15 protein-coding genes and 1 pseudogene are annotated in these 14,477 nt (G+C 68.4%); 8 read left to right on the top strand and 8 right to left on the bottom strand.

Annotated elements, in window-relative coordinates; translation table 11 throughout:
* Window positions 1-241: 241 nt before the first annotated feature.
* On the top strand, window positions 242-1,354 hold the full coding sequence (locus KHC19_RS11960) for an alkene reductase (RefSeq protein WP_343207702.1): 1,113 nt from the start codon (window positions 242-244) through the stop codon (window positions 1,352-1,354).
* 119 nt (window positions 1,355-1,473) lie between these two features.
* Here KHC19_RS11960 and KHC19_RS11955 read toward each other — a convergent pair whose 3' ends face one another.
* Together KHC19_RS11955 and KHC19_RS11950 are read right to left on the bottom strand one after the other, a co-directional pair.
* A complete protein-coding gene (locus tag KHC19_RS11955) occupies window positions 1,474-3,057 on the bottom strand; it encodes a Na+/H+ antiporter (RefSeq protein WP_213352588.1) in 1,584 nt (527 codons plus the stop codon).
* A 33-nt stretch (window positions 3,058-3,090) separates the two neighbouring features.
* On the bottom strand, window positions 3,091-3,975 hold the full coding sequence (locus tag KHC19_RS11950) for an alpha/beta fold hydrolase (RefSeq protein WP_246548773.1): 885 nt from the start codon (window positions 3,973-3,975) through the stop codon (window positions 3,091-3,093).
* A 255-nt stretch (window positions 3,976-4,230) separates the two neighbouring features.
* Between KHC19_RS11950 and KHC19_RS11945 the strand changes: the two genes are divergently transcribed.
* From KHC19_RS11945 to KHC19_RS11935, 3 genes are read left to right on the top strand one after another with little or no spacing between them, the layout of a single operon-like run.
* Window positions 4,231-4,713, top strand: coding sequence for a (2Fe-2S)-binding protein (locus KHC19_RS11945; RefSeq protein ID WP_213352586.1), 483 nt, complete (start codon window positions 4,231-4,233; stop codon window positions 4,711-4,713).
* Window positions 4,710-6,866 carry a xanthine dehydrogenase family protein molybdopterin-binding subunit gene (locus tag KHC19_RS11940; protein WP_213352585.1) on the top strand — a complete coding sequence of 719 codons (2,157 nt, stop codon included), beginning with the start codon at window positions 4,710-4,712 and terminating at the stop codon, window positions 6,864-6,866. The genes KHC19_RS11945 and KHC19_RS11940 overlap by 4 nt, the downstream gene beginning before the upstream one ends.
* Window positions 6,867-6,871: 5 nt before the next feature.
* The gene (locus KHC19_RS11935; RefSeq protein WP_213352584.1) at window positions 6,872-7,531 is read left to right on the top strand and encodes an Isoquinoline 1-oxidoreductase subunit; all 660 of its coding nucleotides are present in this window, start codon (window positions 6,872-6,874) and stop codon (window positions 7,529-7,531) included.
* Window positions 7,532-7,744: 213 nt separating this feature from the next.
* Here the strand turns inward: KHC19_RS11935 and KHC19_RS25900 are convergent.
* Window positions 7,745-8,077, bottom strand: a pseudogene (locus KHC19_RS25900) (helix-turn-helix transcriptional regulator); the annotation flags it as partial.
* Between KHC19_RS25900 and KHC19_RS25895 the strand changes: the two are divergent.
* From KHC19_RS25895 to KHC19_RS11915, 4 genes are all read left to right on the top strand, one after another.
* Complete coding sequence (locus KHC19_RS25895) at window positions 8,042-8,467, top strand: alcohol dehydrogenase catalytic domain-containing protein (protein WP_343207701.1); 426 nt, start codon at window positions 8,042-8,044, stop codon at window positions 8,465-8,467. The pseudogene KHC19_RS25900 and the gene KHC19_RS25895 sit on opposite strands and share 36 nt — an antisense overlap.
* 60 nt (window positions 8,468-8,527) lie before the next feature.
* Complete coding sequence (locus tag KHC19_RS11925) at window positions 8,528-9,100, top strand: alpha/beta fold hydrolase (RefSeq protein ID WP_465252704.1); 573 nt, start codon at window positions 8,528-8,530, stop codon at window positions 9,098-9,100.
* Between the two features lie 328 nt (window positions 9,101-9,428).
* The gene (gene dusA, locus KHC19_RS11920) at window positions 9,429-10,391 is read left to right on the top strand and encodes a tRNA dihydrouridine(20/20a) synthase DusA (protein WP_246548771.1); all 963 of its coding nucleotides are present in this window, start codon (window positions 9,429-9,431) and stop codon (window positions 10,389-10,391) included.
* Window positions 10,391-11,227, top strand: a complete 837-nt coding sequence (locus KHC19_RS11915; RefSeq protein WP_213352582.1) for a sulfite exporter TauE/SafE family protein — start codon at window positions 10,391-10,393, stop codon at window positions 11,225-11,227. Before dusA ends, KHC19_RS11915 begins: the two co-directional genes overlap by 1 nt.
* A 27-nt stretch (window positions 11,228-11,254) precedes the next feature.
* On the opposite strand, the gene KHC19_RS11910 is transcribed toward KHC19_RS11915, so the two are convergent.
* From KHC19_RS11910 to KHC19_RS11890, 5 genes are read right to left on the bottom strand one after another with little or no spacing between them, the layout of a single operon-like run.
* Window positions 11,255-11,983: a retropepsin-like aspartic protease family protein gene (locus tag KHC19_RS11910; protein ID WP_213352581.1), complete on the bottom strand. Its 729-nt coding sequence runs from the start codon at window positions 11,981-11,983 to the stop codon at window positions 11,255-11,257.
* Window positions 11,980-12,162: a DUF1289 domain-containing protein gene (locus KHC19_RS11905; RefSeq protein WP_213352580.1), complete on the bottom strand. Its 183-nt coding sequence runs from the start codon at window positions 12,160-12,162 to the stop codon at window positions 11,980-11,982. The genes KHC19_RS11910 and KHC19_RS11905 overlap by 4 nt, the downstream gene beginning before the upstream one ends.
* Before the next feature lie 13 nt (window positions 12,163-12,175).
* Window positions 12,176-12,970, bottom strand: a complete 795-nt coding sequence (cobS, locus tag KHC19_RS11900) for an adenosylcobinamide-GDP ribazoletransferase (protein WP_213352579.1) — start codon at window positions 12,968-12,970, stop codon at window positions 12,176-12,178.
* A gap of 15 nt (window positions 12,971-12,985) precedes the next feature.
* Window positions 12,986-13,618, bottom strand: coding sequence for a 5,6-dimethylbenzimidazole synthase (bluB, locus tag KHC19_RS11895; RefSeq protein WP_213352578.1), 633 nt, complete (start codon window positions 13,616-13,618; stop codon window positions 12,986-12,988).
* Window positions 13,619-13,678: 60 nt separating this feature from the next.
* The gene (locus KHC19_RS11890; RefSeq protein ID WP_213352577.1) at window positions 13,679-13,975 is read right to left on the bottom strand and encodes a HigA family addiction module antitoxin; all 297 of its coding nucleotides are present in this window, start codon (window positions 13,973-13,975) and stop codon (window positions 13,679-13,681) included.
* Window positions 13,976-14,477 lie beyond the last annotated feature (502 nt).

The raw sequence follows: 14,477 nt of genomic DNA, 5'->3' as shown, positions 1-14,477 counted from the left end.
GGCGATCCGCGGGCTGCCGTCGCGCGGGGGCGGCCGGTGGCTGGCCGTTCCTGCATGGTTCATCGGGTGGCAACGGGCCGGAGCGGACGGAGCGTTTACCGCTTTTGACCAGCTTTGACGGGCTCGCAGCGACGAGGTCGCTAAGCTGCTTCCTGCAAACCCGCCGGTCGCTTGACGGCAGGATCCGTCGAGGCGTGGTTCGCGCATCTTCCCGCTTTGCCGCGCAATCGAGGTTGTCGACGTGTCAACTGATGGCTCTTCATCCCTGTTTTCCCCGGCGACGATCGGGGCCATGAGCGTTGCCAACCGCATCGCGATGGCACCGCTTACACGCTCGCGCGCCGACGCCGACGGCGTTCATTCCGAACTCGCCGTCGAATATTACCGGCAGCGCGCGTCGGCCGGCCTCATCATTTCCGAGGCCACCAATATTTCAAGGCAGGGGCGGGGTTACGCCTTCACCCCCGGGATCTACACGGATGCGCATGTCGCGGCCTGGCATCGCGTCGTCGAAGCGGTGCATGGTGCCGGCGGCAAGATCGTCTGCCAGCTCTGGCATGTCGGCCGCATGTCCCATGTCGACCTGCAGGAGGGCGGCGCCGCGCCGGTCGCGCCGTCGGCCATTCGCGCGGGTGAGCTGATCTTTCTCGAAACCCAGACGCAGGCCCCGCCCTCGATGCCGCGTGCGCTCGAGACCGGGGAAATCCCCAGCCTGATCGAGGATTACAGGAACGCCGCGCGTCGGGCCAGGGAAGCGGGCTTCGACGGCGTCGAGGTTCATGCGGCCAATTGCTATCTGCTGGAGCAGTTCATCCGCGACAGCACCAACAAGCGCACCGATGCCTATGGCGGCTCGATCGAGAACCGGACCCGGCTCCCCATCGAGGTCGTCACGGCCGTCGCGGAGATCGTCGGCGCCGACCGTGTCGGCGTAAGGCTTTCGCCGCTCACGCGCGCGGTCGGGGACACTCCGTTGGACAGCAATCCCCGGGCGACCTACGGCTATCTGGCGCATCAACTGGGGCAGCTCGGATTGGCCTATCTCCATTGCGTGGAAGGCCAGACGCGCGGACCCAACGCCGCCGCCGACTTCGACTTCAAGGCGCTGCATGCCGTATTCGGCGGCAAGTATATCGCCAATAACGGCTATGACCGGCAGCTGGCGCTCGACGCCATCGGATCGGGGCATGCCGCCATGATCGCCTTCGGTCGCCCGTTCATCAGCAACCCGGATCTGGTCGAGCGGCTGCGTCGCGACGCGCCGCTGGCCGATGCCGACAATACGACGTTCTACGGCGGCGGCGCCGAGGGCTATACGAGCTACGGAACCCTAAGCGAGCTTGCCGCCTCCTGATCCTGATCGGTGAGGTCTCCCCGTCTTCCGGTGATCCGATAGCGCTCCGCGTGCTGCCGCAAGGCCCACCGCATGGACGGCGCCGAACGGCGCCGACGGGCGTTGCCTCGGAGGCGGAGCTACGCCTTTTCGGCCAGGGCGCCGAGCTCTTCGAGATCGAGATCCCGCTCGAGCTCCTGCAGCGTCTCCTCGTCGATGTCGCCGCTGCGATGAAGACGCAGCAACTCGGCTCGTCCGGCGCGGACGGCCTCCAGCACGACATCGAAATGAGCATGCATGGACGGCGCGAAGTCGACCTCGCGGCCGGCATAGTCCGCCATGTGCTCGGCCTTGCGCCGATAGCGCTCGAGCAGCAATGGATGGATCAGGTGGCCGGCCTCGTCATAGGCGAGCGTCGCGACACGCTCCGCCTGTACGCGCGCCATCGCCGCCTCCGCCTGGCTCATGGTGAGGCGCGGCCGGTCGACGGCCGCCTCCTCGAAATTCGCCCAGCGGATCAGACTTCCGAGCGTCATGCCCTGGATGAGGACCGTGACGAGAATGACCGCGAAGGCGGTCACAAGCATGAAGTCGCGCCCCGGAAAATTCTCCGGCAAGCTGAGCGCCACCGCCAGCGTCACCACGCCCCGCATGCCGGCCCAGCCGAGTGCCACGGCGCAGCGCGGCCCGAGGGGGGCGTAGCGGCGGAAGCCGAGCATGCGGGCGATCAGGATGATCGCGTCGGAGCCGAAGACCCACACGAAGCGGGCGGCGGTCATGGCGAGGAGAATGATCAGGATGGGCCCTGCCATCTCGTCGAGCACCACAACGAAGCCGCCGACCCGCTCGATCACCCCGCGCAGCGACAGGCCGATGAGCAGAAAGACCAGCGCTTCCATCAGGAAGATCATCACCGTCCAGAATGACGTTCCCCGCATTCGGACCGAGGCTGGAAAGAGCGCGTGCTGATAGCAGCCGCAGATCAGCCCGGCCATCACGGTGGCGATGACGCCGGATACGTGGAGACTTTCGGCGACAAGATACGCCGCCCAGCACACGAGAACCGACGCCGCAATGATGAGGTAGTCGTCGCCGAGCCGCCGGACGAGGAGAACCCAGATCGCGCTCACGACCACGCCGACGGCGGCGCCGCCGAGCGCGAGGGCGACGAAGCTCTGCAGCGCGGCGGTGGCGCTGAAGGCGCCCGTCACGCCGGCGGCAATGGCGAAGCGGAAAAGCACCAGACCGGTGGCGTCGTTGAACAGGCTCTCGCCCTCGAGCAGGATCGACAGGCGGCGCGGCAGCTTGAGCTGGCTCAGCACGGCCCGTGCCGAGACGGCGTCGGGCGGCGAGACGATGGCGCCCAGGGCGGCGCAGGCGGCCCAGGGCAGCTCGGGCAGCAGCGCGTGTGTGACCACGGCGACAACCACCGTCGTAAACAGCACGGCGCCCACCGCGAGCGCGGCGATGCCGAACATGTGCCGACGCAAGGGGCGAACCGCGATGAACCATGCGCCGTCCATCAGCAGCGGCGGCAGGAAGATGACGAGCACCAGGGCCGGATCGAGCGTTACCGTGGGCAGGCCCGGCAGAAAGGCGAGGGCCGAGCCGCCTGCCAGCAGCGCCACGGCCGGCGGCAGCTTCAGCCGCGTCGCGAGATAGTGGAGGGCGATGATGGCGAGCAGCATGGCGATCATCAGCTCGAAGAATTGCATCGATGGCATGGCTCTCTCCGATGCCGGTTCGAGTGGGTGCGTTCAGCTCGGCAGGTGGCGCTGCAGGAAGTCACGCATCAGCGGGACGATTTCGTCCCCCTTGTCCTCGAGAGCGAAATGCCCGCTGTCGAGGAGATGCAACTCGGCATCGGGAAGGTCGCGCAGGAAGGCTCGGGCGGCCTCGACCGGAAAGATGCGGTCATTGGCGCCCCAGACGATCAGGGTCGGCGGGCGAAACGTGCGGAAATAGGACTGGAAGGCAGGGTAAAGCTCAACATTGGTGCGATAGTCGTAGATGATGTCGAGCTGGATATCGACATTGCCCGGTCGATCGAGAAAAAGCTGGTCGTGCAGCCACGCAGCGGGATCGAGGCGCGAAATGTCCCGCACGCCGTCGACATATTGGAACCGGGTGCCGTCCAGCGTCATGAAGCCGCGCAGCGCATCGCGATTGGCGGCGCTGTTGTCGGCCCACAAGGCGCGGGTCTGATCCCAGAAGTCCTGCAAGCCATCTTCATAGGCATTGCCGTTCTGCGTGATCAATGCGGCGATGCGCTCGGGGTTCTTCAGGGCCAGCCGAAAGCCGGTCGGGGCGCCGTAATCCATCACGTAGAGCGCGAACCGCCCGACGCCGAGGTTGTCGAGCAGCCCCTCGACGATATCGGCGAAGCGTCCGAATCCATAGTCGAACTCCGTGCGCGCAGGCATGGCGGACAGGCCGAACCCCGGCAGGTCGGGCGCGACGACCCGGTAGCGGTCGGCGAGCGCGGGAATGAGGTTGCGATACATGTGCGACGAGCTGGGAAACCCGTGCAGCAGGACCACCGCGGGGGCATCGGCAGGGCCCGCCTCGCGGTAGAAGATCTCCAGCCCGTCGATCCGTGCGGTGCGATGATGAGTGACGGCCGGTGGCGCCTGCGTGCGCATCGAAGCTCTCCATTGAGCGCGGCGGGGAAGAGAAGGGCCCGGCGTCGTGGCCGGCGATAACGCGCCCATCGCCTCGATGCGGCCCCGAGCGGCATCCTTGCCGCAACTGTTCAATAAATAATGGATAGATACAGGATAGATATGCGCGAAATAACCAGTTTTTACCTAAATTAACCTAATAAATCTGCGCAACAATATAGCGTCCATTACGTAGGGAAGATGTTGCGGCCGCTGTTCGGGAGAGGGAGCCTCCAGATGGCCTATTCGCTCAACGTGAATGGAAAGAATTATTCTGTCGACGTAGATGCCGATACCCCGCTTTTATGGGCGTTGCGCGATGTTATCGGTCTTACCGGTACCAAATTCGGCTGCGGCGTCGCCCAGTGCGGCGCCTGCACCGTGCATCTCGACGGACAGGCGGTACGGTCCTGTGTGACGACCGTCGAAAGTGCCGGCACCGCGGCGATCATGACGATCGAAGCCGTCGGCTCGACGCAGGTCGGCAATCGTGTCCAGCAGGCGTGGCTGGAACAGGAAGTCGTCCAGTGCGGCTATTGCCAGTCCGGACAGATCATGTCTGCAACCGCGCTGCTGAATGAAAATCCCTCTCCCAGCGACGACGACATCGATGCCGTGATGTCGGGCAATATCTGCCGCTGCGGTACCTACCCGCGCATCCGCGCCGCCATCAGGCAGATCGCGGCCGGCCCCGGCTTCCACCGGAGGAGGCTGAGATGAGCGCCTTTGCCAGGATCGGGACGGCATCGCTTTCCCGCCGCACCTTCCTCATCTCGGTAGTGCTCGCCGGAGGTAGCCTCGTCATTGCTCCCCGCCTGGTCGGCCCGGCGCAAGCCGCCGATGCGACAGCGCTCACTCCCTTCATCCGCATTCCACCGGCCGGAAAGATCGAGCTGGTCATCGCGTCGGTGGAGATGGGGCAGGGCGTCTATATGGGCCTGTCCACCCTGCTCGCCGAGGAGCTGGAGGTGAGGCTCAACCAGATCGTCGCGGTTGCCGCACCCGCCGATCCGGCACGCTACGCCCATCCCATGCTGGGCGATCAGATCACCGGCGGTTCCGTCACCATACGCGGCTTCTGGGAACCGATGCGCCAGGCCGGGGCGACCGCGCGCAGCATGCTGATCGCCGCGGCCGCGGATGAATGGGGCGTCGCGCCCGCGACCTGCCGTGCCGAGGCGGGGGAGGTGATCCACACGGCAAGCGGGCGGCGGCTCGCCTATGGCGCACTCGTCGACAAGGCGGCGACGCTGCCTGTCCCGCAAGGTGTCGCCCTGAAGCCGGCGAGCGAGTTCCAGCTGATCGGCAAGCCGGCCCGGCGCATCGACACGCCGGCAAAGGTGAACGGCAGTGCGAAGTTCGGGCTGGATGCCCGTCCTGCGGAGGCGAAATTTGCCGCGATCGCCATCTGTCCAACATTCGGCGGAACGCTCCAGAGCGTCGACGAGGCTCCGGCGCTGAAGGTGAAGGGCGTGCGCAAGGTCGTCCGGCTCAGCGACGCGGTGGCGGTGGTGGCCGACCATACCGGCGCGGCCCGCAAGGGCCTCGCGGCCCTCGATATCGCGTGGAATCGCGGCGCGAACGGCGATCTCACCATCGGGGAGCTGGAGCGCAGCGCCGACGCGGCGCTGGACGGTACCGCGCGGGTCGCGTTCGACCAGGGCGACGTCGACGCGGCGGAGGCGCGGCACCCGCGCGGCATCGAAGCCATTTATCGCCTGCCCATCTTGCCGCACACCACCATGGAGCCGATGAACTGCACCGTGCATGTTCGGCCCGATGGTTGCGACGTCTGGGTGGGGACACAGGTGGCCGGCCGGGCCCGCCAGGCGGCGGCAGATCTCACCGGCCTGCCGGTCGAGAAGGTCGTCATCCACAACCAGTTCCTCGGCGGCGGCTTTGGCCGCCGGCTGGACCATGACGTCGTGATCATGGCGGTGCGGGTGGCGCAGCAGGTCGATGGGCCGGTGCAGGTGGTGTGGAGCCGCGAGGAGGACGTGCGGCACGATTCCTATCGCTACCTCAACCGCAGCCGCATCGACATCCGGCTCGGCCCGGACGGCATGCCGGTGTCGTGGCGCCACCGCGTGGTCGGGCCGGCGATCATGGCCCGCTTTCTTCCGGTGCTGTTCAAGGACGGCATCGATCTCGACATCGTGGACGCCGCGGAAAGCCCCTACGACGTCGCCAGCAAGCGCGTGGAATTCGTACGCCACGAAGCGCCGGACGGCATGCTGACCGGCAATTGGCGGGGCGTCGGTCCCACGCGCAACGCTCCCGCCGTCGAAGGCGGGATCGACGAGGCCGCCCATCTGGCCGGGATCGATCCGGTGGAATATCGCCGACGCCTCCTCGGCAACAATCCGCGGATGAAAGCCGTGCTCGACCTCGCCGCCGACCATGCGGGCTGGGGGCGCGATCCCGGGGCGGAACGGGGCCGCGGCGTCGCGCTGCTGTCGGCCTTTGGCAGCTTCGCGGCGATGGTCGCGCAGGTCCATGTTCGGCCGGACGGCACGCTGAAGGTGGAGAGGATCGTCGCGGCCGTCGATTGCGGGCTCGTCGTCAATCCCGATGTGCTGCGCCAGCAGGTGGAGAGCGGCATCGTCTACGGGCTCAGCGCGGCGCTGTACGGGCGCCTCACCATAGAGCAGGGGGCGATCGTCGAGGGCAATTTCGACGACCAGCCGGTCCTGCGCATGAACGAATGCCCGCTCATCGACGTCCATGTCATGGCAAGCGCGGAGGCGCCGGGCGGCATCGGCGAACTGGGAACGCCCGGCGTGGCCCCTGCGCTGATGAACGCGATCTTCGCGGCAACCGGCAAGCGGCTGCGTAGCCTGCCCCTCGCCACCACCGATCTGCGTGGGAGCTGACCGTCATGCGACGCTTTCAGGAGGTGTCAGGCGTGGCGTTCGCCGCGTGCGCCGCGGAAGCGCTGCTCGCCGTGACATTGGCGGTCGGCAGCGGCCTTGCGGACGACAAGATCCAGCCCCCGGCCGATGGCACGCTCAAGGGCGTTGCCGATTTCCAGTCGATCGGCGAGCCGAGCGCCCGCTCGCGCGCGCTTTTCACCGAGGCTGCCAAGGTGATTACCGGCCCGCGTTGCATCAATTGCCACCCGGCGACGCGCAGCCCGACGCAGGGGGATGACCGGCATCCGCACCGGCCGCCGATACAGGCCGGCGAGAGTGGCATGGGCGTTGCCGGCCTCAACTGTCATTCCTGTCATCGCTTCAAGAACACGTCCCTGCCGGGCAGCCGTGTGGGATCGATACCGGGCGCCGAGCACTGGTTGCTCGCGCCGGCGAGCATGGCCTGGCAGGGCCTCACTCTCGGCGAGATCTGCCGGCAGCTCAAAGATCCCGCCCGCAATGGCGGACGATCGCTCGCCGATATTCACAAGCATATGAGTACGGATCATCTCGTCGCCTGGGCGTGGCAGCCGGGGGCTGGGCGCCGTCCCGCGCCGGGAACGCAGGAAGTCTTCGGCGCGCTGATCGAAGCCTGGATCGCGACGGGCGCGGAATGCCCGTCGTGACCTGTCGCCGCCGAAGCAGCACGGTCGATGGCGTGGGCGGCCAAGTAAAGGTCTGCTCGGCTGTTCAGGAGAAACCTCGGAATGTTTGCCGCATAGTGCGGCAGGCTGCGTGGCGACCTCGCGCACCGACTGGGGACGTGCGCCAATCCCCTCAATGTGCCCGGGCGGACGGGCCTCGGCGGCCGTGTCACGCAGGTCCTCGCGTTCGCGCCATTCGCCCGGCGTGACGCCCTCCCAGTCGCGGAACGCGCGATAGAACGAGCTCGCATCCTGGTAGCCGAGCAGGCAGGCTACCTCCTCGATGTCGGTCGAAGGATCCGCCAGCAACTGTCGGCCGAGTTCCCGCCGAGCTTCGACGAGCAGTGCGCTGAAGGTCGTCTGCTCGTCGGTGATGCGCCGCTGCAGGGTGCGCTCGCTCGTGCCGAGGTCCCGGGCGACGTCGGCGAGTTCTGGCCTCCCGCTCGCCAGACTGCGCTTCAGCACCGTCTTCACTCGGGCGCCGAAGGAACTGTGCGCCTGCGCGTGCAGGCCTGCGGCGTCTGCCATTCCGACGCGAGCACGGTCGAGGGCGCGTTTCCGATCGCCTGGCCGCGCGTGCCGGGCCATGAGGCGGTGGGCGTGATCGACACGATCGGCGACCATGTCGAGGGCTGGACGCTCGGGCAGCGCGTCGGCGTCGGCTTCCTCGGCGGCAGCTGCGGCCATTGCGAGGAGTGTCGCCGGGGCGACCTCGTCAATTGCCGGAACCAGGAATTCACCGGCGTCCACCACGATGGCGGCTACGCGCAGTCCATGCTGGCGCGGGCCAGCGGGCTGGTGTCGGTCCCCGACAGCCTCTCATCCGAGGCCGTCGCGCCGCTGCTCTGCGCCGGCCTCACCACCTTCAGCGCCCTGCGCAATTCGCCGGCCCGCTTCCGCATCGTCCTCACCATGTGACCCTCCCGCCATTTCCAACCCGTCGTGACGTCGAGCCGGCCGGCTCGCGAAGGACCGATCATGTCGCTTGAAACCGCAATCACCGAATTCCTCGACGGCATGCTGGCGCAGCTCCTCGCCGTGCAGCAGCCGGATCTGGTCGCCCGGATCATCATCGCCGGCGCGGCACCGCGCGGCGGCGAGGAGCACCTGCTCGCCGTCGTAGAGGAAGCGTTTGCGAAGGGCGCGCCGGATGTGCGGCTGCCGCTGTTCTTCACGCCCTCCGAGGCGAGCCAGCGCGCCGGCCGGGCCTTTGTCGCCCGCGCCGCCGCCCGCAGGCGAGACCGCGACCTGGAGAGCGGCGACGATGTCAGCGGGCCGCAGGCGAGGGCGATCATCGGCTGGTGCGCGCGCCAGGACGAGGGCGAGGCGACGCTGCGCTCCATCGGGCAGCCCGCGCTGATCGTGCATGGCGGCGACGACACCATGTTTCCCAGCCTCAACGCCTACAACATGTTCAAGGCGATGCGGAATGCCGAGCTGATCCTCTACCCGGACTCCGGCCATGGCGCGCTGTTCCAGTACCCGGAGAGGTTCGTCGCCCATTGCCGTACCTTCCTGGACGGGGCCAGCACGATCTTCCACGGCAGGTGATCGAGACCCGGCGGCACCCTCGTCGGTCGAGGCGTGAGCGTGTCGAGTGCCGGCGCTTTCGATCGGCGGGGTGCCGTGCCGGCTTCGACCATGTCGGCGATTGGGAGAGCGAGGCGGGCGCCGATGGGGGAGGGCGGCGCTGCGGGGCGGAGTGGCCTCGAGCCGAAGGAGGCTCGGGTCCAGAGCTCCATTTTCGCCGACATTTCGGTGTCGAACGTAGCAAAAGCGGCATGCGATAGCGTAGAAACGTGCACACGAAACGGGACGTGTGCACCGGCCGACAAAAGAAATGAATATTTATCAACGGCTTAGGTTCTCCGTCGCCCCCATGATGGACTGGACGGACCGTCATTGCCGGGCGTTTCACCGTACCTTGTCGGCCCGGTCGCTGCTTTATACGGAGATGGTGACTGCCAATGCGGTGATCCATGGCGATCGTGAGCGGTTGATCGGTTTCGCCGCGGCCGAGCACCCTCTGGCGTTGCAACTGGGCGGCTCCGACCCAGACGCCCTGGCGAAGGCGGCGGCCATCGCGGCGGCATGGGGATATGACGAGATCAACCTGAATGTCGGCTGCCCTTCCGATCGGGTGCAGGGGGGCAATTTCGGCGCCTGCCTGATGCGCGATCCGGCGCTGGTCGCCCGCTGCGTCGCGGCGATGAAGCGGGAGGTCGGCCTTCCCGTCACCGTGAAATGCCGCATCGGCGTCGACGAGCAGGACCCGGAAGTCGCGCTCGACGCGCTGGCCGACGCGGTGCTGGCGGCCGGTGCCGACACGCTCACCGTGCATGCCCGCAAGGCGTGGCTGCAAGGCCTGTCCCCGAAGGAGAACCGGGACATTCCGCCGCTCGACTATGACCGGGTCTACCGGTTGAAGCGACGCCTGCCGCAGGTGCCGGTCATCATCAATGGCGGCATCGGCTCGCTGGAGGAGGCGCAGGCGCACCTCGCCCATGTCGACGGCGTGATGCTGGGGCGTGCCGCCTATCAGCAGCCGGAGATCCTGCTCGCCGTCGATTCCCGCCTGTTCGGCGCGCGCGATCCGCATGAGGACGCGTTCTCGGCCGTCGCGGCGTTCGAGCCCTATATCGCCGCGCATCTTTCCGCCGGCGGACGGCTGCACGACATCACCCGCCACATGCTCGGCCTGTTCACCGGCCGTCCGGGCGCGCGGGCCTACCGGCGACGCCTCGCCACGGACGGCGTGAAGCCGGAGGCGGGAATCGAGCTATTGCGCGCGGCGGTGGACGAAGTGCGCCGCGCCGAGGAACGGCGGATATTGGTGGCCTGATGATCGCATCGCTTCCCCTCGATCAGATTCTCTGGCTGGTCGGCATATTGATCGTGGCGGGCTTCGCCACCGGCATACTGGCCGGGCTGTTCGGCATAGGCGGCGGCGCCATCGTGGTGCCGGTGCTCTACGAGGTGTTCGGCGCCGTCGGCGTGCCCGATTCCGAGCGCATGCACCTGGCGGTCGGCTCGGCGCTCGCCATTATCCTGCCCACTGCGCTGCGCTCCTTCTTCGCCCATCGCTCGCACACCAAGATCGACACCGGGGTGCTCAGGCAATGGGTGGTGCCGATCGTCCTCGGCGTGGTGGCCGGCACCGGACTGGCGGCGGTGTCGCCGGACCGCGTGCTGCAACTGGCCTTCGTGGTGTTCGCCACGCTGATGGCGATCCGCCTCCTTTTCGCACGCGAGAGCTGGGTGCTGGCGGACAAATTGCCGGGGCCATGGCCGATGCGGGCCTATGGGGCCTTCATCGGCGTGATCGCTTCGCTGGTCGGGATCAGCGGCGGCGGTATCGCGGTGGCGATCCTGTCGCTCTACCGGGTGCCGATCCATACCGCGATCGCGACATCCTCGGGTCTGGGCGCGCTCATCGCGGTGCCGGGGGTGATCGGCTATGTGCTGGGCGGCTGGCCGCATCTGGCCGAATTGCCGCCGCTATCGCTGGGCTTCATCTCGCTCCCCGGGGCGGTGCTGGTCGGTACCATCGCCGTGCTGGCGGCGCCGTTGGGGGCGAAGCTGGCGCACCGCTTCACCAAGCGCCAGCTGGAGGTGGGCTTCGGTCTCTATCTCGCGCTGATGGGGCTGCGCTTCCTGGTGGCGCTGATCGCCGGCTGAGGGCGCACCCTTGGAAACAGGTTCAGCTTATTGGTCCAGGGCCTTGGCCCGCATGACCAATTTCTCGCCGCGAATCTCGAAGCTGTCGAGGCGGGACAGGAAGGTCATGCCGAGCAGGCTGTGCTTGAGCGTGCCGGGGCTGGCGATCAGCGCCGGCACCTGCCGCTCCTCGATGCTGCCGGCGATCGACACCCGGTCGAGCACCACCGCGGCGGCGCGGCCGCGGCCATTGGCGGTGTCGATGGGAATGTCGTAGCGCAGCAGCTCCATCGGCAGGCCGGCGGCCACCGCGTCCTCCGGGGTGAGCACGACGCTGGAGGCGCCGGTATCGACCAACATCGGAATGCGGTTGCCGTTGATCTCGACGCGGATGTTGAAATCGCCGTCGCGGGCGCGGGCCACCTCGATCGCCGGCCCGGTGTCGTGGCCGACCGGCACCGCATAGCCGGGGGCGAGCTCGGCGAGCACGCGATAGGCAACGCCATGGATTTCAAAGCGATAGGTGTAGCCGAGCCCCAGCACGGCGAAGATGACCAGCCAGAGCGCCGCCGCGCGCAGCGCGTCGCCCAGGCGGCCGGCAAAGGCGGCAACCGCGCCGGCGCCGACCACCAGCGCCACCGCCGACAGGGCGATGAGGCGGGTGAGCTGGTTGGTGGTGAGGCCGGCTATGCCCCCGGCCTCGGCATTCCACACGATCAGCCCGATGCCGGCGGCGAGGCCTATCACCACCACCCACATGAAGCGGTCGGCATTCATCGCCCGGACTCGCGGCGGTTCTGGCGGGCGAGGCGGTTCATGATCGCGCGGCGCGCGGTTTCGTCGAGGCTGGGCCAGGCGCCGATCTCCTCGAGCGTGCGCCCGCAGCCGATGCAGGAACGGCCGGCGGTATCGAGCGCGCACACTCCGATACAGGGGGTAGAAACACGTTTGGGCATTGGAATCGGCGGTTCATCCGATCGACCGCGCGAAGATAAGCGCCCCCAGAAGGAACGCAATCTCGACGGTCAGCGCCGCCGCACCGGCGACGTCGCCGGTTTGCCCGCCAAATTTGGCCGACGCAAGGCGAATGATGCCGATCCAGGCGATGGCGGCGAGGAAAAGACCGCCGGCCAGTTCCTTCCAACCATTTGCCAGCGCTAGGGAAATGGCGGAGATGGCCAGGGCGGCGATCCCCGCCTTCCACAATGTGGCGACGGAGGGGCGGCCGGCGCGGCCGGCAAGGCCATCCGGCCGGGCGGAGGGCAGGGCGCCGACCACCGCCAGCGCGCCCAGGCGGGCAAGGCTGGAGGCGGCGAGGAGCGCGCTGGCGGCGCCCGCCCAGGATATCGCGGCGAGCCCTTCGAGCGCGCCGATCCGCAACAGCAGCGCCAGCATCAGCGCCAGCGCCCCGAAGGTGCCGAGGCGGCTGTCGCGCATGATGGCGAGCCGGCGCTCCCTGTCCATGCCGCCGAGACCGTCGGCGGTATCGGCGAAGCCGTCCTCGTGCAGCGCCCCGGTGGCGAGGACCATCGCCCCGACCGCCAGCGTCGCGGCGACGAATCCGGGCAGGAGGACGAGTGCGGTGAGGTGGACGATGAGGCCGATCAGGCCGATCAGTGCACCGGCGAGCGGAAAGCTGGGGCCGAGACGGTCGAGATCCGGCGGGCCCGCCTCCGGTTCCCATGCGAAGCGCGGCACCGGCAGCCGGGTGAGGAAGCGGAGCGTCTCCGGGAGGTAGAGCAATATGGTCGGGCGGCGGGCCATGGGATCCGGGTTCGCTCAGCGCTCCAGAAGGACGTCGTCGGGCGGCAGGCGATGCTCCCAGCCGGCGCGCTCGAGCTCCGGGACGTCGGAAGGCGCGCGCGGATAGCCTATGCACAGATAGGCGGTGAGCCGCCAGTGCCGGGGCACGTCGAGCGCCTCGGCCACCGCCGGCGCGTCGAGGATCGACACCCAGCCGAGGCCGAGGCCGCGCGCGGCGGCGGCCAGCCACAGCGTGTGCACGGCCAGCACGGCGGAATAGGAGAGGGTCTCCGGCATGGTGGCGCGGCCGAGACCGTGGCCGATCTGCGTCTGCGTGTCCACGAAGACGGCGACCTGCTCGGGCGCATCGTCGAGGCCGGCGAGCTTCAGCCGGGCATACAGGCCGGCGCGCGCCTCCGGCTGGGCGGCCAGCGCCTCGGCATTGCAGGCCTCGAAGATGGCGCGCACCGCCGCCCGCCGCCCGGCCGAGGCGACGCGCACGAAGCGCCAGGGCTGGCTGAGGCCGACGCTCGGCGCCTGGCAGGCCTGGCGGAGCAGGATATCGAGCAGCCCTTCCGGCAGCGGCCGCGTCTCGAAATGCCGGACATCCCGCCGCCAGCGGAACAACTGGTCGAGTTCGGCGCAGAAGGCGGGAGACGGGGCGATCATGCGGCATCCCCTAGCAGAAATCGCCGCGGGGTGTCAGCCGGGGTGGCGACGCGCGGCGGATCAGGCGGTGCCGTCGAGCGGGCGGATGTCCACGACATCGGCGGCCGCCCGCTCGGCGCGCCCGAGATCGTGGGCGGCCTGAAGGTTCATCCAGAATTCCGGTCCGGTGCCGAACAGGCGGCCGAGCCGCAGGGCGGTGTCGGCGGTGACCGAGGTTTGCTCCCGCGCCAGCCGCTCGATCCGGGTGCGCGGCACATGCACCGCCCTGGCCACTGCATAGGGGCTGAGGTTCAGCGGCAGCAGGAATTCCTCGCGGAGGATCTCGCCGGGGTGGATGGGGGGCTGGGGGCCGTGCATGGGATGGTCCTGAAGGAGGGGCGGCGCGACAGGCTCTGCCTGCCCGGGGAAGAGCCTTTCACGCCTCCCGATGGCGTCGCCCCTCACCGACCCGCTTCGCGGGCCACCTCTCCCCAACGGGGAGAGGGAGAGGAAAGAAGAGGTCGGGGAGAGGGAGCGGGGAAGGCAATGCGTCGAGGATGTCAGCCTATCACGAAAGGGCGGCCCCGGCGGATGGGGCGAGCGAGGTGGGGTGCATGATGATGCGGTCGGTTGGCACGTCGTGGGAGGCGAGGGACGAGGGCGAGGAGCGCGGGGCTGGCTTCACTTCCCGATGTCGTCGCCCCTCACCGACCCGCTGCGCGGGCCACCTCTCCCCAACGGGGAGAGGGAGAGGAAAGAAGAGGTCGGGGAGAGGGAGCGGGGAAGGCAAGGCGTTGGTGATGTCAGCCTGTCGCGAAGGGCGGCCCCGGCGGATGGGGCGAGCGAGGTGGGGTGCATGATGATGCGGTCGGTTGGCACG

Origin of the sequence: Ancylobacter oerskovii, from assembly GCF_018390555.1 — a bacterium.
Classification (GTDB): Bacteria; Pseudomonadota; Alphaproteobacteria; order Rhizobiales; family Xanthobacteraceae; genus Ancylobacter; species Ancylobacter oerskovii.
The sequence above is the reverse complement of the archived record's forward strand: the minus strand, read 5'-3'. Positions and strand labels throughout refer to the sequence as shown.